We start from the raw sequence: 19551 nt of genomic DNA, 5'->3' as shown, positions 1-19551 counted from the left end.
ACACCGCTACCATTTCAGTCTTCTGAACAATCAGCGACGAGATCAATGCACTCGAACCCGCGAGGCTGCATTGTCCAAACGGAGCTAGCTCCATTTACACCCGACCGCCCCATAAAATCCCAGGTCGTGCATCGCCACATCGGCTAAACGGAGCTAGCTCCATCTAGGCCTGCACACCCACGACGCCGCACACCGACGAAACCTCAACCCCCAACAACCCCGCGCACCAGGCACCCGCGCCGAATCTGCGCGCTGCGGATGAGCGCGGAGCACGCGGCCAGCACGGCGAACACCGCAAACGGCAGGCTCGGACCGACACGCGGCGTGATCCAGGCGATCAGCGGCGAGATCCCGAACCCGATGTAGGTCGCCACGTAGTACAGCCCGATGACGCGGCCGCGTTTTTCGGGCGGGGTGTACTCGTCAACGTCGAGAAGCCCCTCGCGCAGGCACAGCCCGTACGCCAGCCCGAGCAGCGCGGTAGCAGCCAGGAACACGGCGGCGGATGGCTGCGCCCCGCCTACCGCGATGAGCGCCATGCCGCCGGCCGCACCGAGCGCCCCGACCACACCCGCGCGTGGCCCCCACTGCCCGCGCCGCGCGAGCGCCTGCACGGCCAGCGCTACGCTAAAGCCCAGCACCGCGGCCACACCAGGCATAAACGCCGCACCGATGGCGAAGTCGGTGCGTCCGGCCAGCACCACCATCGCCGTCGTGATTGAAGCGAAGACCCAGATCCCCATCGGCACCGCCGTCGCGAGCGCCTTGGCCTCGCTGTGGGCAGGGCGAGCCTCAGCAGTCTGCGTCACCGCAGGTGCGCCGTCGTCGCGCATGCGTATCGACGCCACCATCACCCCCACAGCCATCACAATCGGCACCACGAACGGGACCTTCACCGCGTCCGCGGCCAGGTGGGCGACCACGCCGGAGGAGACCGGGCCGAGCATGAATCCGGTGGTCAGGGCGATGCCTGCGGCGGTGGCGCCGCTCGCGCCGCGGAGCCTGCCGGCCCAGGCGGTGCCGGCGCTGACGACCAGCCCCACCCCGAGCCCGACGATGAAGCGGCCGAGGAGCAACCCGTGCCCGGGGATGCCCAGCATGAGGTAGACGTTCCCCGCGGCTGCGATGACGGTGCCCGCGACCACGGCGGGCCGCGACCCGAAGCGGTCGGCGACCCACCCGCCGATGAGCAGGCTAGGGAAGAGCCCAACCGCGTAGATGCCGTAGGCGCTGTTGGCCAACACGGCAGAGACATCGTGGTCGCGGCGTAGCAGCACCAGCACCGACGCGAAGTGGTTGGCGGACCACCCGGCGGTGATCAAAAACGCGAGGGTGAGCGCGTACGTGGCGCGTGCCATTAGCTGTCCCGGCGGCTTTCCGGCAGCAGGCGGGGGACTACCTTGCCGGTGGCGTTGCGCGGTAGCGAGCGGACGAAGTTGACGTCGCGGGGGATGGAGTGGTCGGCCAGGTTGGCGCGGACCCAGTCGCGCACGGCTTGGGCGGTCAGGCGCTTGCCGGCCTCGGAACGCTCCGGCACGACCCAGACGGCGATGCGCTTAAACGTGTCCGGGTCGTCGACGCCACCGGAGTGCAGCTCGTCGATGCCGGGCATGCGCTCGAGGACTTCGGTCACAGATTGTGGATGGACGTTTTCGCCGCCGACGATGATCATGTCGTCGTTGCGGCTTAAGACGTGCAGGTAGCCGTGCTCGTCGAAGTAGCCGAGGTCGCCCATCTCCACCAGCCCGTCGATGGTGACAAGTGGGGTCTCCGGGTTGGTGTAGCCGCGAAGTGCGGTTTCGTTGTTGAGGAAGATGCGGCCGACTTTGCCCTGAGGGACCTCGTTGTCGTTGTCGTCGTAGATCTTGAGGATGGTGCCCGGCGGGACGCGGCCGGCGACGGAGGCGTCGCTAGCCAGCAGCGCGGGGTCGGCGGCTGCGGCAAGCGCGAGCTCGGTGGAGCCGTAAATGTTGGCCAGGATGGGGCCGAAACGCTTGTGCATGCGCTCGACGATCGCCGGGGTCAGCGCGTTGCCCGCTGAGCCGATGAACTTCAGGTGCGAGGTGTCGAAGCGCTCGTTGTCGGGAATGTCCAGCATCTGCTTGAAGAAGATTGGGGAGGAGACCATCCCGTCGCAGCGGAACTGCTGTAGCTGGCGGAAGACGTTTTCGGGGTCGAAGACGCGCTGGGTGACCACGGTGCCGCGCACGCCGAGCGTGATGTTGAGCGCGGACCAGCCCCAGGTGTGGAAGATGGACGCCGTCATCTGGATGGTGTGGCCGGAGCGAAACGGCATGGCCTCGAGGTAGCCGGCGACCACCAGCGGCATCTTCGGCTCCGGGCGCAAAATACCCTTGGGGATGCCGGAGGTGCCGGAAGACATGAGCACCATGTCGCCGTGCTTGGGGAACAGCGGCAGCTTTGGCAAGCCGCGCGTGCCGCGGGCGATGATGCCCGCCTGGGTCAGCTCGTCGCCGTGGTCGCGGGTGGTGTGCGCCCACACGCGCGTGACGTGCTCGATGCCTTCGGGGATGCGGTCGGCGAACTCGTCGTCGATGAACAGGATGTCAATGTTGTTTTCTGCGATGATCCCGGCGAGTTGCTCGGGGGACGAGCCGATGTTGAGCAGGAAGATCGTGCCGCCGGTGTAGCCCTTCGCGGCGAGCGGCAGGATGATGCCGCGGCCGTTGCGTGCCATGACACCGATGCGTAAAGCGTCGAGGCCCTTGTCCTGCTGGACTTGAAGGAGCCAGCGGCCGAGCGTGCGCGATTGATCGCGGAGTTGGCGGTAGGAGAGGAGCCCGTCGTCGTCGATAAGCGCGGTGCGCTCGGGCACTGCTGCTGCGCCCTGCTCGACCTCGCGGGCGGTGGTGAAGTGGTAGCGTGCGAGGTTGGGGGCGAGGGCGAGCATGGCTTTCGGGCCGCCCTCGCCGCTGATGAGGCCGGCGCGGTTGGCGGCGCGCAGGAAGCGCACGGTGGAGCGCGCAGTGAACGCGACGCGGGAGGGGGTCAGCGCGGGTTTGTGCATGGCTGCAGTCCTTCTTTCCCGAAATTTGCGTACGGGCGATAAGTGTATCTGTTTAGTATTGCAAAACGTTCAGTAGTGTGACAATTGTGTACTCGTGTTAACTTGTGTTGTTAGGAGAGTATGACACGGGTAACGTTTCGCTGCGACCTTGGGATGATTACTCTGTACAAAATTCTTTCGCAACTGGGAGTACACGCACAATGACGAGCACACGCTTACGCACAACACTTGCCGCCATCTGCGCGGCCGTCCTCGCGGCACTCGGAGTCGTTGCCGCGCCAAGCGCGGGGGCGCAGCAGCGCAACATGGTGATCTTCGGTGACTCCGTCATCGCGGACCCGAGTGGCCCGCAGTGGGCGGCCGGCAAGCTTGGGCTCGACCCGCGCGGCTCATCCTCGGTGACCACGTGGTGCCCGACCTCGCCGACCAGCTGGGGCAAACAGGCCGCGGCCCGCCTCGGCCTGCCTGCCTGGGATTACTCCTGCACCGGCACCGTCTCCATCCAGAAGGGCCCGCAGTTCTCATCGCAGGTCACCCGCGCGGTGCGCGACGGTGGGCTCAACCGCAACACCTCCCGCGTGATCATCTCCACCGGGTTTAACGACACCTACCACAATGACGGCCGCAATCGCGCCGCTTTCCGACGCGACTTTGTCGCCGCCATGGTGCCGCAGATCAACCGCATCCGCGCCGCCGCCCCGAACGCGCGCATCCAGATCGTGGGCTACCCCAAGATCACGCAGGGCGACAAGGTTTGCCTCTTCCACATCGCGCCGAACGTGTCGGATACGACCCCGTTCGCCGCGGTGCAGGAGTGGGAGGACTCCGCGCAGTGGGCCCAGGTGGACCTGGCACGCGCGACAGGCATTGAGTTTTTGGACTTGAAGCCTTCGACCTGGCACAACAACATGTGCGCGCCGGACAATAAGCGCATGTGGGCCGGCCTGGTGGACTTCTACGGCGGTCCGGGCAACCTGCCCATCCACGTCAACCAGCGTGGCCACGCCCACGTCGCTCGCGTTATCGCCGCATCCTAATCACGGACATGATCAGCGCTGCGGCCGAGCACACCGCGGCGAAACCGAAGATGTAGACGGCGACCATATTCGGGCCGTTTTCACTGAACCCGTTGAGTGCCATGTTGGCGATTAAAAGTAGGAGTAGGCCGGCGTTGATGCGGGCTGTACGCTGCAGCCTTCGTTTCGGCCGCGCCGGGAGGCTGTGCGCGTAGCGCTTGGGATCGCCGAATTCCTCCTCCACCGTCGTGCCGTTCTCTGCGGCGAACGTGTGGGCCTCTGCGATGGTCTCGCGGATCTCGCGCTCGTGGTACTCGCCGCGAGCACGCAGCTCGGCTGCGACCGTGGTGTCCCAGTCGCCATGGGGAGCGCTTTCCTTCGGAGTCTGATTCTTCCACGGTAGGAAGAACGCCCCGGCCGCAAAGATGAGCGCGAGGATCAGGCCCCACCCGTTGCCAAAGGGCAGATCGATGGAGTCCAGCGCCATGATGGCCCATGCGCCGAGCAAGCTGATTACTACGAGGGGGATGGCGGAGATGGCGCCGGCCTTCCATGTCGCCATGCGGGTGTGGAGCTTCCAATAGGTGGCCAGCGTGGTGCTCAACCCGAGCGCGAGGACCATCGGGGTAACCACCATGCCGAGGGAGACGTCGTCGTTCCAGGTGACGATGGTGAGACCGATGGCGAAGCCGGCCGTGGCGACGAAAAAGATCCAGATCAGACGTGGAGGACGCGCCCTCGCTTCGCCAACGAACGGGTCTGTGCCGCCGTGCGCGAGCTCGTCGCGTACTTCGGCGGCGTGCTGCTCGGCCCACTCGTCGGCCTTGCCGAAGGCAGCCTCGGGAGTCAGTCCATCAGCCTGTGCGTACGCGGCGGCGTCGCCTGCGGCACGTTTTGCGGCATCGTGAGAAAAGCCGTGGTTGAGAGTCAGTACGAGGGTTGCGCGGTCGGTCCAACGGCTCATTTCGTGTCCTTTCGGGTCGTGGGGGCGTCGAGAAGCGAAGCCCTAAGTTGGTCGAGCATTGCGTGGGCATCGGCGAGCTCAGCCTCGCCCTTGGTGGTGATGGCATAAGTTTTTCGGCCGGGCCCGCTTTCGCTGGGAGCCCAACTCGCTTCGATGAACCCGGCGTCCTCGAGCTTGCCCAGTACGGGGTAGAGGGAGCCGCCCTTTGGCCTGCCGAATCCGAGAGCCTCGAGCGATTGCGCGATGGCGTAGCCGTGCGCGGGGCCGTCGCGAAGGCAGCGCAGCACCGCGGTGGGCATGAACGCGCGGATCCACGGTTGGGGGAAGGTCATGTACCTAAGTATGAAACGTACCTAGATATGTGTCAAGACTTGCGACGGTGACAGATTCCCCACTTTCGGTACGGTGGGGGAGTATGACTGCACAAAAAGTTCAAGGAGTAATCGCCCGCGAGAAGGGCGCAGACGTCGAGGTCACCACTATCGTCATCCCCGAGCCGGGCCCAAACGATGTGGTGGTGAAAGTCCAGGCCACCGGCGTGTGCCACACCGACCTGGCTTACCGCGATGGCGATATTGAGGACGCGTACCCATTCCTGCTCGGCCACGAGACGGCCGGCGTGGTCGACTCGGTCGGCGCGGACGTCACCCACGTCGCCCCCGGCGACTTCGTCGTGCTGAACTGGCGCGCGGTGTGCGGCGAGTGCCGCGCCTGCCGCAAGGGGGACACGAAGAACTGCTTTAACACCCACAACGCGTCCAAGGGCATGACCCTGGAGGACGGCACCGAGCTCACTCCGGCGCTGGGCATCGGTTCGTTTGCGGAGAAGACCCTGGTCCACGAGCTGCAGTGCACCAAGGTGAACCCGGACGAGGACCCGGCGGCTGCGGGCCTGCTCGGCTGCGGGATCATGGCCGGCCTCGGTGCCGCTGTGAACACGGGCGAGGTCCAGCGCGGCGATTCCGTCGCCGTCTTCGGCCTGGGCGGCGTTGGCCTGGCCGCCATCGCTGGCGCGGCGCTTGCGGGCGCGACCACGATCATCGCCGTCGACCTTGACCAGCGCAAGTGCGACGCCGCCACCGAAACCTTCGGCGCTACCCACGCCATTTGCTCGAAGGATCTGAGCGAGCAGGAGGTTATCGACAAGGTGCGCGAGCTTACTGGAGGCTTCGGCACCGACGTGGCCATCGACGCCGTCGGCATCCAGCCCACCTGGCGCCAGGCCTTCTACTCGCGCGACCTGGCCGGCCGCATGGTCATGGTGGGTGTGCCCAACCAGACCGACCACATCGACGTTCCGGCTATCGACGTCTACGGCCGCGGCGGCTCGATCAAGCCGGCCTGGTACGGCGACTGCCTCCCGGAGCGCGACTTCCCCACCTACGTCGACCTGCACCTGCAGGGCCGCTTCCCGCTCGGCGAGTTCGTCTCCGAGCGCATCGGCGTGGGCGACGTAGAAGACGCCTTCGCCAAGATGAAGCGCGGCGACGTGCTGCGCAGCGTCGTCGAGTTCTAGCCCACCCAACCCCGAAAGGACCACCATGACTTTCCGCGTAGAAAACGTTGTCACCTCTGGCCTGTTCAAGCTGGACGGCGGTGAGTGGGAGGTGGACAACAACGTCTGGATCGTCGGCGACGACAGCGAGGTCTACATCATCGACGCCGCCCACGACGCCAAGGCGATCGCCGCCGCGGTGGGGAACCGCCGCGTCAAGGGCATCATCGCCACCCACGGCCACTCCGACCACATCGACGCCGCGCCAGAGCTTTCCCGCCTGGTCAACGCGCCGGTCTACCTGCACCCCACCGACGGCTTTTTGTGGCAGCGCGAGAACCCCAACGCGCACTACGAGCAGCTTCTCGACGGTGCCACGTTCAACATCGCCGGCACCGACCTCAAGGTCATGTCCACCCCGGGCCACTCGCCCGGCTCCGTGGTGATCTACGCACCCGAGGCAGGCGAGCTCTTCTCCGGCGACACCCTCTTCCAGGGCGGGCCGGGCGCAACGGGCCGTTCCTTCTCTTCCTTCGACACCATCATCCACTCGCTGCAGACCTCCGTACTGGACCTGCCAGCGGAGACGGTGGTGCGCACCGGTCACGGCGACCACACCACGATCGGTGATGAGGCGCCGCACCTGGAGGAGTGGATCCGCCGCGGCTACTAGGCCTGCGGTTGAGATGCCTCGCTCGTCTGGCATCTTGGCAGGGCGAGTGGGGCCAGTGCCGCTCGTGAAAGCCAAGACACCACTGGCACTGCCACCGCGTCGCCAAAACCGTAGTGGACCTGGGGCTCACGCAAGCCACTGAGGTTGTACCACCCGGCACCCATGAGGCGTGCGTACTCGAGTCCGGTCATCCAGCGAACCCGGATCTGGCCATGCCCCATGACCGCCACCGCCTGCTTCGAGGAGCCACCGCGCGCTGTGCGCAAGCATCCCGCGATGTCTTCAGCGCGCATTTCCCAGGTGGGAACGCCGTTGCGAGTTCTCCGGTAGGCAGTACGTGCGGTTATTGCTGGCGCGTTGATAAACCCATCGGCGCGGAGTCGCTGTGTTGGCGACATGGAGCTGATGAAGGCCTCGGTTCGCTGGCTGTCCCACCACCGCGGATCGTGGTCTGCAAGGTGTTCGATCTCGCCGCTGAACCCGTCCTTGCGGGGAGCAGCGATGCTTGGGAACGGGAACTTGAAGGTCCGCAGGTCATCTTCCTGGTGTACCCACGCCACAGAATCTGGACGCAGCGCCGTGTCGTCTTTACCGCCGTCAAGCGGTTGCTTCACGCCAATGAGGAAGAGTCTTGGGCGGGACTGCGGGACAAACCTGCGCGCGTCGATGGTGACGACATCCACCGCGTATCCGAGTTCGTTGAATTCTCTGATCGCGGCGCGGAGATCGTCACCACCATGGGAAGATGCCAGGCCAACGACATTCTCTAAGACCGCGACGTTCGGCCTGCGGTCTCCCATTCCACGAAGGACGTTGGTGAAACCAAAGAATGCAGATGATTCCCGCCCGCTGATCCCACCCCGCTTCCCAGCCAGTGAGAGATCGGTGCAAGGAGATGAGGACCAGGCAATGTCCGCGGATGGCACCTGGTCTGGGTCAACATCGAATACGTTCTCCAGCGCAAAGTCATCGTCGCCCCACTGGCCCGAGTACATGGCGAACTTGTTCTTGTCGTAATCGTTCGCCCAGACCGTCGAGATTCCTGCGTCAGCCATCCCAGCCCGCGCGAGACCGATGCCAGCGAAAAACTCAATCGCGGTCAGCTGGTCGGTAGAGGGGACGGGGTGCAAATGCGACATAGGAGACTCGCCCTACGCCCCGGCCTTCTCCAGCTCGGCGTCGATGACCTCGGCGAACTTCTCGTACGGCAGCGCGCCCTCGAGGACCTGGCCGTTGATGGAGAAGCTCGGGGTGGCGTTGAAGCCGGCCTGCTGGGCCAGCTTGTTTGATTCGGTGAGCGCCTGGTCGTACTTGTCGCTTTCCATATCCGCGCGGAACTGCTCGAGGTCCGGCACGCCCGCCTCTACGGCAAAGCCGGCCAGCTCGTCGAGGCTGAAGTCCGGGTGGCCTTCCACCTTGGAGGCGGCCGCCACGTAAGCCTCCTGGAACTCGAAGAACTTGCCCTGGTCGGCGGCGGCGCGGCCCGCGCGTGCACCGTTGAGCGCGCTTTCGCCGTTGATGACAAAGTCGTTCATCTCGTAGCGCACCTTGCCGGTCTCCACGTACTGCTTCACAATTTCCGGCATGGTCTCCGCCCCGAAACGGATGCAGTAGGGGCAGGCCCAGTCGGAGAACTCGGAGATGACCACGGGCGCGTCGACGTCGCCAAGCGCCATAGCGTCGTTCGCTTCTCGACGAGCAACGTCCACCTTCGCTTCCTTCTCACCCGCGGCCGGGGCCTGCTGCGTCTCAGTCGCCGCCGGCGGGGTAGCGCTCTGGCTGCCAATCACGTAGCCGCCCACGCCCGTGCCGAGCGCCAACACTGCGGTAAAGGCCCACATCAGCGGCGGGATTTTCGTATCGCTCACGGGGAACTACTCCTTGCCTGTTTTATCTGTGATCCCCAGCGTATCTTCCGGGCGCACCGCGTTTTGCAAGGCCACCGCGCGCGCGAGGCGCGCGTAGCGCAACTCCTGTTCGCGGAAGCGCGTCCAGGTGGAGACGGTGGTGAAGAAGAACGCGAAGATCAGCGCGTAGAGCATCAGATCCGTGCCGCGAGAGACACCGAGCCAGTTGGCCAGGACGGTCACGTCGTCGGGGCGCAGAATCGCCCAGATCGCCGCGAACATGAGCAGGACGAACCCGAGCTTGACCCACGCCTTCGCGTTCGCCTTCTTGCGGTGGGTGAAGAAGTAGACGGCCAGCGCCAAGGTGGCCAGGATGAGGAAGAACTGGATCACGGCAGCCTCCTTGCCACGATGCCGTCGGCGAGGATATTCACGCCGTTGATCAGGGATTGGCCCTTGCTCATGGAGTACTCCGTGTACAGAATGTCCACCGGCTCCTCGGCAACCCGCCAGCCGTGCTGGTCGATCATGGCGACGATCTCGGAGGCGTGCGACATCCCGTTCATCCGGATGTTCATCTCGCCTGCCACCTTGGCATTAAATGCGCGCAGCCCGTTGTGCGCGTCCGTCAAGCCCAGCCGGCGGGTGCGCGGGGAGAGAAACACCACCGTTTTGAGCACCACTCGCTTGATCCATGGGACCTGTGTTTCTTCCTGCCCGGCGAAGCGGGTGCCCACCACGATGTCGAGGGGCTCGGTGCGCAGTCGGTGGATCATCCGCTTGACGTCTTTGGCCTGGTGCTGGCCGTCGGCGTCGAAGGTGACAAAGTACTTCGCGCCGGGCTGAGCGCGGGCGTACTCCACGCCCGTCTGGATCGCCGCGCCCTGGCCCAGGTTCACCGGGTGGTTGACCAGGTGCGCGCCCGCGGCGTGGATGGCCTGTGCGGAGTTGTCGCGGGAGCCGTCGTTGACCGCCACGATGTTGGGGAACGTCTCGCGCGCGCTCGCCAGCACCTCCTGGATGACCTGCCCCTCGTTGTAGCAGGGGACGATCAGCCAGGTGTCTGCAAAAGACTCCTGGCCTGCATCCGGGAAAGCGTTATGAGAAACATTCATAGCGTGCAATAGGTTACCGCGCGCGGTGAAAAAGTAGGGCGTACACGCGTGTGAGCAGCCTGTGAGGAATAGTGGGTGAAAGAGTTCCTTACCCGACGCTCACTTACCTCGATGGAACAACACACTATACGCACGCTGCATAAGCTGTAGCGGGAGCGCGCGATAAAGGTTTCGGAGTACGAAGTTGAAACGCGCACGCATCGGTGAGACAAGGCCATATCGGACAAGTGCCGACTGAAGTGCCCTTTCAGCCTTGCGTACATTTTTCGCGGAACGGCGTCTGAACTGCTCTTGATCCACTCGGAAGTATGTCAGAGGTTCCGGAAGATTATAAAGCTTTTTCCCCTGCGAGATCATGCGTGCCCATAGGTCATAGTCCTCCATGCCATGCAGATCACGGTAGCCTCCTGCGGCAAGCACGTCGGCGGTGCGAAACATTACGGAAGGGTGGTTCATTGGGGAATTCAGACGGACGTACTTTGCGATTGCTGAGGAGGTTTCCGGTAGTGCTCTGACTTTGCCGTGACCTGAGTCGTTGAACTCCCTCATGGATGAACCGACTACCGAGATATCGGGGTGCTGGTTAAGGAAGCGAAGCTGGGTCTCGATGCGGTGCGGGAAAGCGGCATCGTCTGAGTCGAGGCGTGCGACAAATTCGGTATCCACTGCATGAAGACCTGCAGCCAGAGCTTTCCCGAGACCAACGTTTTTCGGCAGTGGTAACGTATCGACTTTGCTGAGAAGCTCGCGGACATCCGGAGAGGTCGGGCCGTCGAGAACCACGAGGATGCGTTCGGGAGGCCGAGTCTGTGCCTGCAGACTCTCCAAGGCGAAAGCAAGGTCGCCAGGTTGCGTTTTTGCGTACACGGACATGAGCACTGTGACTTCGCCTACGCGCAATGGCTTGACCTGCTTTTCTTGCTCCAAAATTGATGCATCCTTGTCTGACATAGCCAACGTACTCTCAGCGAGCGTGGACATACTAGCTGAGTCTAGTCCCGCGCCGCGTCCAACAGGTAGCGCCCATAGCCCGACTTCAGCGTGGCGTGGCCGAGCTCCTCCAGCGCCTCGCGCGAGATGAAGCCCTCCCGGTAGGCGGCCACCTCGGGCGAGCCAATGATGGTGCCGGTGCGTTTCTGGATGACCTCCACGTACGCGCTGGCCTCGCTCATGGAGTCGATCGTGCCGGTATCTAACCACACGTCCCCGCGGTGCAGACGGTGGACTTTCAGCGCGCCCTCGCGCAGGTAGGCCTCGTTCACGCTGGTGATTTCCAGCTCGCCGCGCGCGCTCGGGGTGATCTGCTTAGCAATGTCCACGACGCGGTTGTCGTAGAAGTACAGGCCCACCACGGCGAAGTTGGACTTTGGGTGCGCAGGCTTCTCCTCAATAGACAGGGCCGTGCCATTGGCGTCGAAGTCGACCACGCCGTAGCGCTGCGGGTCCGAGACTTCGTAGGCGAAAATCGCGCCGCCGTCCACGTCGCGCGTTTCGCCCAGGATGCGGGTCAGCTGCGCGCCTTCAAAAATGTTGTCGCCGAGCACGAGCGCGACCGACTCGTCGCCGATGAAGTCCTTGCCGATGATGAATGCCTGCGCGAGCCCGTCCGGGGAGGGCTGGACGGCGTAGCTGAGCATGATGCCGAAACGTGAGCCGTCGCCAAGCAAGCGCTTGAACGCGCCCGCATCCTCCGGGGTAGTAATGATGAGGATCTCTCGGATACCCGCGCTGATCAGGGTGGTCAGCGGGTAGTAGATCATCGGCTTGTCGTAGATGGGCATGAGCTGCTTCGATATGCCCTGCGTGATCGGGTACAGCCGCGTGCCGGACCCGCCGGCCAAGATGATGCCTCGCATGCGTCCCAGACTAGCTGGTAGTCTAGCCCTCGGACATCTCCTTGAGGAAGTCCTCAAACGTGTAGCGGCCCGCTGCGATCTCGCGCACGTCGAACTTCACGGCCAGGCTGAGCACCGTGGTCAGCACGCCGAGCACCAGCAGTGCGATCTGCGGCTTGCTGATGTTGGAGAAGTCACCGCTGGACAGCGCCAGCATGATGTCCGGAGCCGCGGTCGTGCTTGTCGACGTCGTAGGCGTCACCGTCGGCGTGACTGTCACGGTCACCGTGGGCGTGGGCAGCGGGGTGCCGGTCGGCGTTGCGGTCCCCGTCTCGGTAGCGGTCGCAGTCGCCGTCTCGCTCGCCTTTTCAGGAGCCGCCTGCGCCGGCGCGATCACGCACGCAGCACCAAGGGCAGCGGTGGTGGCAACAGCCGCAAAAAACTTCTTCGACATTGGTGGCTCCTTTAATGTTTCTGGCAGCGAAGCAAGTACAGGGTCTAAACCTAGTGCATCGCAAGGTAGAGGGCGAGTGCTGCGCGCCAATTCATCGGCGCAAACCCGGTCGCCTTGATCTTGTCCAAGCTCAGCGTGGACTCCGCCGGGCGCGGCGCTTCAGGGCCGTTGAGCTCGGCGTACTGCGCGGTGGTCACCGGGTGGACCTCGGAAGGGGCGTGGCCGACCCCGATGAACACGGCCATGGCGATCTCGTCGCGGCCTACGGCATCCCCGTCTGAGGTGAGGTTGTAGACCCCGTACTCGGCCTTGGTGCGCAGCAGGTGCGCGATGCCCTTGGCCAGGTCCTCTGCGTAGGTGGGCCGCCCGCGCTGGTCCATGATCACCTTCGGCTCCACCCCGCGCGCGGCGAGGCCCGCCATGGTGGACATGAAGTTGTTGCCCTCGCCGAAGACCCAGGCGGTGCGCACCACGTAGTGCTTGCGCGCCACCTGCGCCGCCGTATCACCCGCGGCTTTCGACGCCCCGTAGGCCGACAGCGGCGACGGCAGCTCCGCCTCATCGTGGACCTCGTTGGTGCCGTCGAAGATGTAGTCGCTGGAGACGTGCACGAGCGTCAGATCATGTGCGTTGCAGATCGCCGCCAGGCGCGCCGGGCCTTCGGCGTTGACCGCCCAGGCGGTGGCCCGATCGTTTTCAGCCCCGTTGACGTCGTTGTAGGCGGCGCAGTTGATCACCGCCCAGTACTGGGAAAAGTCCAGCTCCGGTATGTCGGTGAGGTCGAACTCGGCGCGGGTAAAGAAGTCCGCTTCCTCGGCACTGTAGATCTGTTTGAGCGCCCGGCCCAGCTGGCCGTTCGCGCCGGTGATGAGGATTTTGCGGGGCGGGACTGGCGTGGCGTCGGCAAGCGCGGGGTGCGCCTTGTCGGCCTCGGAGAGCTCGGTGGGTTGCAGCGGCCACTCGATTTCCTTGTAGGAGCAAAACGCGTAAGACCCGTTCGGGTTGTAGCGCTGATTGACCAGGTAAATGTAGGAGGTGTCGTCTTCGAGGGCCTGGAAGCCGTTGGCCACACCGCGCGGGACAAACACCGCCGTGTCCGGGCCGACTTCCAGACCAAAAGTCTTGCCATAGGTGGGCGAGCCTTCTCGCATATCCACCCACGCGGCATAGACGCGGCCCGTGGCTACCGAGACCCACTTGTCCCAGGGCTCGGCGTGCATCCCGCGGGTCGCGCCGCGCCGGGCGTTGAGGCTCACGTTCTGCTGCGCGGGCACAAGCGCCTGGCCGGCCCAGTTCTCCTTAAACCAGCCGCGGTTGTCCTCGTGGACGCGCAGCGAGTGGACTTGCAGGCCTTCAATCGAGGTGTCAACCATGCGGGCCAGTCTACTGTCCGCGCGCCGCGTAGCCCGCCTCTACCTCGGCCTTGCCGCCCGCCCACCAGGACTCGTTGTCGCGGTACCACTCGATGGTCTGCTCCAAGCCCGCCCGCAGATCGGTGTAGCGCGGGGCCCAGCCCAGCTCGTTGAAAAGCTTGGTGGCGTCCATGGTGTAGCGCTGGTCGTGGCCGGGCCGGTCCGCCACGTGCTCGTAAGCGCCGCCCATCAGCTCGCAGATTTCCTCGATGACCTGCTTGTTCGTCACGTGCACGGCGTCTGCGCCGGTATGCGCCCCGATGTTGTAGGTCTCGCCGAGTGTGCCGCGTGCAAGGATTGCCAGCACGGCGTCGTTGTGGTCGTCCACGTGGATCCAGTCGCGCACCTGCGCGCCCGTGCCGTAGAGCTTCGCCGGCTGCCCTTGAAGCAGGTTGGTGATCTGGCGGGGGATGAACTTCTCCACGTGCTGATACGGCCCGTAGTTGTTGGAGCAGTTCGAAATCGTCGCGTTGATGCCGAAGGAGCGGACCCAGGCGCGCACCAAGTGATCCGAGCCCGCCTTGGTGGCCGAATACGGCGAGGACGGATTGTACGCAGTGGTCTCAGTAAAGGCGTCCTTGGCACCGAGGGTCAGGTCGCCGAAGACCTCGTCGGTGGAGATGTGGTGCAGGCGCACGTCGTGTGCGCGCACCGCCTCGAGCAGCGCATAGGTGCCGATGAGGTTGGTGTGCACGAAGGAGGAGGGGTCGCGCAGCGAGTTGTCGTTGTGGGATTCGGCCGCGAAGTGCACCACGGTGTCCGCGCGGGCCACAAGCTTCTCGACGAGCGCAGCGTCCGCCACATCACCCTGCACAAACTCCACGTCGCAACCGTCGAGGCTTGCGCGGTTGCCCGCATAGGTGAGCTTGTCCAGCACAATCACGTTGCCCGCCGTGCCGCGGGAGAGCACCGTGCGCACGAAGTTGGATCCGATGAACCCGGCACCGCCGGTGACCAGCATTGTTTCCATGGGGGTCTACTTTACCGCCCGGCGCAGGCCGGCGATATGCACCAGCGCGCCCGCGGCAGGGCCCAAGAAGAGGGCAGTGCTTACACTCGCCACGTGGCCGCCTGCGGCCGCCGGCGCCCCAAACACGATGCCGAAAGCAACGACAGTTGCGGTGAGCCAGCCGGCCACGTACCAGCCGTGGCGCTCCAGAGCGAGTACAGCCACCCCGGTGATCATCAGCGCGCCCATCCACGCGGACGCGAAGGTGAGCACGCCGAGGGTGAGCCCGCTCATGGCGTACTCGGGGGAAAAGAGTAGCCGCAGAATCAGCGGGCCGAGCGCCCAGGCGGCCACGAACCCGACCGCGCCGAGCGCGAGCACCGCGGCGATCGGCATGGCCAGCGCTGCGTAGATGCGGTCGCGGTGCTCGACGAAGCGGACCACCAGTGCGGATTGGAAGCGCTGCAGCGGCACGAGCACTGGCGCGCGGGTGAGGATCACCGCGTTAATCAGCGCGGCGACCGGCGCGGCCGGGAAGGCGGCGTTGATCACAGCCGGGAAACCCGTGATCAGCACGGCCGAGGCCCCGGAGGCCACCATCGCGCTGAGCATGCGGCGTACGAACATCCCGCGGTTCACATCCACCGGCACGTGCAGGTGTTCGCGGCGCAGCAGTGTGAGCCAGCTGGCCGCGCCGATGACGGTGATGACGAGGAAGACAGTGAGCCCCCAGCCGGCGGCCCAGGCGGCCAGGGCCAGCACCAGACGCACGCCTGAGTCCAGGGCGAACAGCCCGGCGTAGCGATCCCAGGCCTGCAGCCCGGAGAGGACGCCCGCGAGCACTGCCTGGAAGGCGTAGCTGGCCAGTCCGATCGTCATGAGCGCGGTGGCGGTGCAGGGGGACTGGGGCACGACCAGGCCCATGAGCAGCACCCCGCCGAGGGCGACGATGACTAGCACGATCGCGGCGAGGCGCGCGCCGATGCGCCAGGGATTCGCCGCGCCCAGCTTCTTGGTCTCGCGGGCGGAGGCGACTGCGCGGGTGGTCTCGTGCGTGATGCCGTCGATAAGCCCAGTGCCCGCGAAGAACACGCTCCAGAACGCGGCGAAGTAGCGGTAGCCGGTCTCCGCGTCCAGCGCGCGGGCGGCGACCCACAAGACGACGAAGCCGCTGATCGCGGCGAAGATCGTCGCCAGCGTCAGGTTCCTCACTTGTCGGTCCCCGTGGCAGTGTCGCCGATCTTCTCCTCGAGCCAGGCGTAGATCATGGCTTCGACACGCGCGACCTGCTCGTTATCGGCGGCACCGGCGTGGCCGCCCGCGGTGTTTTCAAAGTAGTCCACCGGCTGGCCTGCCTCCCACAGCGCGAGCGCGAAGGTGCGCGCGTGCGCGGGGTGGACCCTATCGTCGCGGGTCGAGGTGGTCACCAGCGCCGGCGGGTACGCGGGCGTGCTCGCCACGTTGTGCAGCGGCGACCAGGTCTCGATGAAGGCGCGCTGCGCGGGATCATCCGGGTCGCCGTACTCGGCCATCCAGGACGCGCCCGCGGAAAGGGTGTGGTAGCGCAGCATATCCGTCAGCGGCACCTGGACCACGGCCGCGCCGAAGCACTGCGGGTACTGTGTAAGCGCCCCGGAGGTCAGCAGCCCGCCGTTGGACCCGCCGCGGATGGCGATCTGCGGCGGTGTCGCGTAGCCGCGCGCCACGATGTCCTCTAATACGGCGCGGTGATCCTCCCACACCTTGTGGCGGTGCTCCCTGACCGCCTGCGAGTGCCAGCGTGGGCCGAACTCGCCGCCGCCGCGCAGGTTGGGCTGGACGTAGAAGTAACCCTTGGCCAGCCAGGCAAGACCGCGCAGGTTGGAAAAACCCGGAGTGAGCGAGACCTCGAAGCCGCCGTAGCCGCCCACCAGCGTCGGGCGTGCACCACGCGAGAAGTCGCCGGTGATGTAGTAGGGGATCTTCGTCCCGTCCGCCGAGGTCGCCCAGTGCTGGCGGGTAGTCAGGCCTGCCGCGTCGAAGAGGGCGGGGGCGTGCTTGATTGGGGTGGGCGTGGCGTCGAGAAGCAAAAGCGTGCTTGGCGTGGTGAAGCTGGCGACGTTGAGCCAGACCTCATCGCCGTCGAGCGGGCTGGTGGCGACGATCGACGCGGTCGCAGCCTCCGGCAGCTCTACCTCGGTGCGCTCCCACGTTCCGAGGGCGAAGCGGTAGATGTGCGTGGCGACGTTTTCCAGCGTGGTCACGTAGACGCCGGTGGCGGTCAGCGAGAGATCCTCGACCGCGGCATCGCGAACGAGCAGCGTGAACTCGCGCGCGCCGTGAAGGAAAGCGTCGAGCTCGATGACCGCGAGCGCCCCGGCCGGGACGGTCTGTGGCCCGGCTTCGTAGTCCGTGCGCGGCAGGATGAACAGCCACTGCTTGTAGGTCACCGCGGTGCAGTCGGTCGGCAGGTCGAGCTCAACGCCGTCGACCCAGGTCCGCGAGGTGTAAAAGTCCAGCGCGCGGGTGCAGACGGTGCGCTCGAACCCCGGGGTGGGGTCGAAGTGCGCGCCCACGGCGACGTCGGTCGGCTCGCCGCGGAAGATTTCTTCGGCCTGGCCCAGGTCGGTGCCGCGGTGCCAGCGCCGCACCTGCGCGGGGTAGCCGGACTGGGTGAGCGAGTCCTCGCCCAGGTCGGTGCCCACCAACAGCGTGTCGCGGTCCACCCAGCTCACGTCCGTCTTCGCCTCGGGCAGGTAGAAACCCCCGGCGACAAAGGCGCCGCGCGCAAGGTCGAACTCGCGGATGACCACGGCGTCGGCTCCGCCGCGCGAGAGCTTGAGCAGTGCGCGGTCGTGCTCCAGCGGCAGGACGGTCGCGCCCTTCCACACCCAGTCTTCGCCCTCGGCCTGGGCCAGGGTATCGACGCTGACTAACTCCTCCCACTGCGGTGTATCCGAGCGGTACTCGTCCAAGGTGGTGCGACGCCACACGCCGCGCGGGTTATCGGCGTCGCGCCAGAAGTTGTAAAGGTGCTCGCCGCGGCGCACCACGTACGGGATGCGATCGCTGGTATCGAGTGCGGCGCGCAGGCGCGAGCGCAGCTCGGCGGTGGCGGGGCATTCGAGCGCGTCCTCGGTGGCGCGCGACCACGCGGTGGCCCAGTCGAGTGCCTCGGGCCCGGTGATGTCGTCTAGAAGGTGCGGATCAATCGAGCGCATTTACATCCCAAAAGCCGGGGCGATCGTGGTGAACCAGGCCTTCTTGATGTCCTGGCGCCAGTAACCCCACGAGTGCGTCCCGGCGTTGCGGAACTCGTAGTGCGCCGGAATGTTCAGTGCTACAAGCTTGGCGCGCAGGTCGTGCGAGCACTGGTTGATCGCGGCCTCAATCGCGCCGCCTTCTACCTGCAGGGTGGTGGCGGCAATGCCAGCGGCAACCTCCGGCACGCCCGCCTCGCCGACCAGGTAGCTGACCTGGTCCTGCCGGCCGGCCAGACCGGTGGAGGTGGAGATGTAGAGCTTGGTACCGCGCAGGCGCTCGGCGTTGAGTAGCGCGTCGTTCCAGCGGTTCTTCGGCCCGCCCATCGGGCCCCACATCTGCTCCGGGGTGATCTGCTGGAAGTTCGGCACGTACGACGCGCGGTTGACGGTGACGCGCCCGTAGTTGTAGCCGTGCGGCGAGGACGTCGAGGCGCAGCCGGAGAAGGACGCCGCCGCATCGTAAAAGCCGGGGCGGTGCTGCGGCAGTACCAGGGAGGTGGTGCCGGACATGGAGAAACCGACGATGGCGCGGCGGTTATCCGCGTTGAGCGTGCGCTCAATCGGGCCCGGCAGCTCCTTGGTCAGGAAGGTCTCCCACATCTGCGGGCCCTTGAGGTAGCGGCCCTGCGGGTTGGGGTCGACCCAATCCGTGTAGTAGGAAAACGCACCGGCCTGGGGGATGACCACGTTGACGCCCTTGCCTGCGAAGAACTCGCGGACCTCAAAGGACTTCAGCCAATCCTGGTCCTGCTCCGCGCCGCCCGCGCCGTTGAGCAGGTAGATGATCGGCGCGTTTGCCACGCGCTGGCCCGCCGGGTTGGTAGCCGGGACAACCGCGATGGGGATGTCGCGGCGCATCGACGGCGAGTACACCTTGTAGGACAACACATTGCGGTGGTCGACCTGCTTTGTCCAGGACTGCGGTTGGTTCAAGTTCAGCGCCAGCGGCGGGTTGCTGCGGGCATCCCACGGCTTGACGACGCCGACCGGGCTGTCACCAGCAACCTGGCCTGCGGTGACGGTGGCGGCGTCGGCGGGGGCTGCCACACCGCAGGTCAGCGCCAGCGTCGAGGCGAGAGCGGCAACTACGCGCTTCATCTTCATCGGTCCGGGTTTCCTTAACTTTTCTGCTCGGGGGAAGTGGGCAAACACCGCTCCGCGCGGCTGTGACGGAAGTTCATCATACGTTACTCGTGGGGCAATTGGGGTTTACGTGTGCGACAATGGGCCACACAGTTTGTAATATTCGTGCCAGCAAACGCGAACATAGAAGTGTGTGCCTTGCAGGGCACCGTAAAGCACTGCAAGTCCTACTGGCACCTGCCCCAAGAAGAGAAAGAGGTCCCTTTTATGAACGGTTTGGAAGCACTCCAGGTCCAGATCAACACCGTGCTCGGCGAGCTCATCCACGTCGGCTCGTCGATGTCGTCGACCATCGCCTACGGCATGGGGATGTTCTAGCTCCTGTTCTCGCCCTTTTGCGGCGGAGAAAGCGCCCTGGTCGCAGCTCATCAGTTGCGA

The 19551-nt window shown here is 65.4% G+C and carries 19 protein-coding genes; 3 read left to right on the top strand and 16 right to left on the bottom strand.

Annotated features, from left to right (window positions below):
* Positions 1-203 precede the first annotated feature (203 nt).
* Positions 204-1358: an MFS transporter gene (locus HMPREF2550_RS05545; RefSeq protein ID WP_070790180.1), complete on the bottom strand. Its 1155-nt coding sequence runs from the start codon at positions 1356-1358 to the stop codon at positions 204-206.
* Positions 1358-3028, bottom strand: a complete 1671-nt coding sequence (locus HMPREF2550_RS05540; RefSeq protein WP_070790178.1) for an AMP-binding protein — start codon at positions 3026-3028, stop codon at positions 1358-1360. The genes HMPREF2550_RS05545 and HMPREF2550_RS05540 overlap by 1 nt, the downstream gene beginning before the upstream one ends.
* A gap of 200 nt (positions 3029-3228) precedes the next feature.
* Between HMPREF2550_RS05540 and HMPREF2550_RS05535 the strand changes: the two genes are divergently transcribed.
* Positions 3229-4065 (top strand): GDSL-type esterase/lipase family protein, encoded by an 837-nt coding sequence (locus HMPREF2550_RS05535; protein WP_070790177.1) that lies wholly within the window; start codon positions 3229-3231, stop codon positions 4063-4065.
* Here the strand turns inward: HMPREF2550_RS05535 and HMPREF2550_RS05530 are convergent.
* Positions 4049-5008, bottom strand: coding sequence for a hypothetical protein (locus HMPREF2550_RS05530; protein ID WP_070790176.1), 960 nt, complete (start codon positions 5006-5008; stop codon positions 4049-4051). The two genes, HMPREF2550_RS05535 and HMPREF2550_RS05530, sit on opposite strands and share 17 nt — an antisense overlap.
* Positions 5005-5340: a PadR family transcriptional regulator gene (locus HMPREF2550_RS05525; protein ID WP_070790174.1), complete on the bottom strand. Its 336-nt coding sequence runs from the start codon at positions 5338-5340 to the stop codon at positions 5005-5007. The genes HMPREF2550_RS05530 and HMPREF2550_RS05525 overlap by 4 nt, the downstream gene beginning before the upstream one ends.
* A gap of 83 nt (positions 5341-5423) precedes the next feature.
* On the opposite strand from HMPREF2550_RS05525, the gene HMPREF2550_RS05520 reads away from it, so the two are divergent.
* Positions 5424-6524, top strand: coding sequence for an S-(hydroxymethyl)mycothiol dehydrogenase (locus tag HMPREF2550_RS05520; RefSeq protein WP_070790172.1), 1101 nt, complete (start codon positions 5424-5426; stop codon positions 6522-6524).
* A gap of 25 nt (positions 6525-6549) precedes the next feature.
* Positions 6550-7176 carry an MBL fold metallo-hydrolase gene (locus HMPREF2550_RS05515; RefSeq protein ID WP_070790171.1) on the top strand — a complete coding sequence of 209 codons (627 nt, stop codon included), beginning with the start codon at positions 6550-6552 and terminating at the stop codon, positions 7174-7176.
* On the opposite strand, the gene HMPREF2550_RS05510 is transcribed toward HMPREF2550_RS05515, so the two are convergent.
* From HMPREF2550_RS05510 to HMPREF2550_RS05455, 12 genes are all read right to left on the bottom strand, one after another.
* The gene (locus HMPREF2550_RS05510; RefSeq protein ID WP_070790169.1) at positions 7173-8315 is read right to left on the bottom strand and encodes a DNA cytosine methyltransferase; all 1143 of its coding nucleotides are present in this window, start codon (positions 8313-8315) and stop codon (positions 7173-7175) included. The two genes, HMPREF2550_RS05515 and HMPREF2550_RS05510, sit on opposite strands and share 4 nt — an antisense overlap.
* 12 nt (positions 8316-8327) lie before the next feature.
* Complete coding sequence (locus HMPREF2550_RS05505) at positions 8328-9044, bottom strand: DsbA family protein (RefSeq protein ID WP_083319785.1); 717 nt, start codon at positions 9042-9044, stop codon at positions 8328-8330.
* A gap of 6 nt (positions 9045-9050) precedes the next feature.
* A complete protein-coding gene (locus HMPREF2550_RS05500; RefSeq protein WP_070790167.1) occupies positions 9051-9416 on the bottom strand; it encodes a DUF2304 domain-containing protein in 366 nt (121 codons plus the stop codon).
* Positions 9413-10138: a glycosyltransferase family 2 protein gene (locus HMPREF2550_RS05495; RefSeq protein WP_070790166.1), complete on the bottom strand. Its 726-nt coding sequence runs from the start codon at positions 10136-10138 to the stop codon at positions 9413-9415. The genes HMPREF2550_RS05500 and HMPREF2550_RS05495 overlap by 4 nt, the downstream gene beginning before the upstream one ends.
* A 99-nt stretch (positions 10139-10237) precedes the next feature.
* Positions 10238-11119, bottom strand: coding sequence for a glycosyltransferase (locus HMPREF2550_RS05490; protein ID WP_246819766.1), 882 nt, complete (start codon positions 11117-11119; stop codon positions 10238-10240).
* Positions 11120-11130: 11 nt separating this feature from the next.
* On the bottom strand, positions 11131-11994 hold the full coding sequence (gene rfbA / locus HMPREF2550_RS05485) for a glucose-1-phosphate thymidylyltransferase RfbA (protein WP_070790164.1): 864 nt from the start codon (positions 11992-11994) through the stop codon (positions 11131-11133).
* Positions 11995-12016: 22 nt separating this feature from the next.
* Positions 12017-12427, bottom strand: coding sequence for a hypothetical protein (locus HMPREF2550_RS05480; protein WP_070790162.1), 411 nt, complete (start codon positions 12425-12427; stop codon positions 12017-12019).
* A 50-nt stretch (positions 12428-12477) separates the two neighbouring features.
* Entirely contained in the window at positions 12478-13800 is a 1323-nt protein-coding gene (locus HMPREF2550_RS05475) for a sugar nucleotide-binding protein (protein ID WP_070790160.1), read from the bottom strand.
* A gap of 10 nt (positions 13801-13810) precedes the next feature.
* Entirely contained in the window at positions 13811-14809 is a 999-nt protein-coding gene (rfbB, locus tag HMPREF2550_RS05470) for a dTDP-glucose 4,6-dehydratase (protein ID WP_070790158.1), read from the bottom strand.
* A gap of 6 nt (positions 14810-14815) precedes the next feature.
* Positions 14816-16000: a hypothetical protein gene (locus HMPREF2550_RS05465; RefSeq protein WP_070790157.1), complete on the bottom strand. Its 1185-nt coding sequence runs from the start codon at positions 15998-16000 to the stop codon at positions 14816-14818.
* Positions 15997-17988: a prolyl oligopeptidase family serine peptidase gene (locus HMPREF2550_RS05460; RefSeq protein ID WP_070790156.1), complete on the bottom strand. Its 1992-nt coding sequence runs from the start codon at positions 17986-17988 to the stop codon at positions 15997-15999. The genes HMPREF2550_RS05465 and HMPREF2550_RS05460 overlap by 4 nt, the downstream gene beginning before the upstream one ends.
* Entirely contained in the window at positions 17989-19134 is a 1146-nt protein-coding gene (locus HMPREF2550_RS05455; protein WP_210400214.1) for an alpha/beta hydrolase, read from the bottom strand.
* Positions 19135-19551: the final 417 nt, after the last annotated feature.

The organism is Corynebacterium sp. HMSC074A01, assembly GCF_001831515.1.
GTDB lineage: Bacteria > Actinomycetota > Actinomycetes > Mycobacteriales > Mycobacteriaceae > Corynebacterium.
The sequence above is the reverse complement of the archived record's forward strand: the minus strand, read 5'-3'. Positions and strand labels throughout refer to the sequence as shown.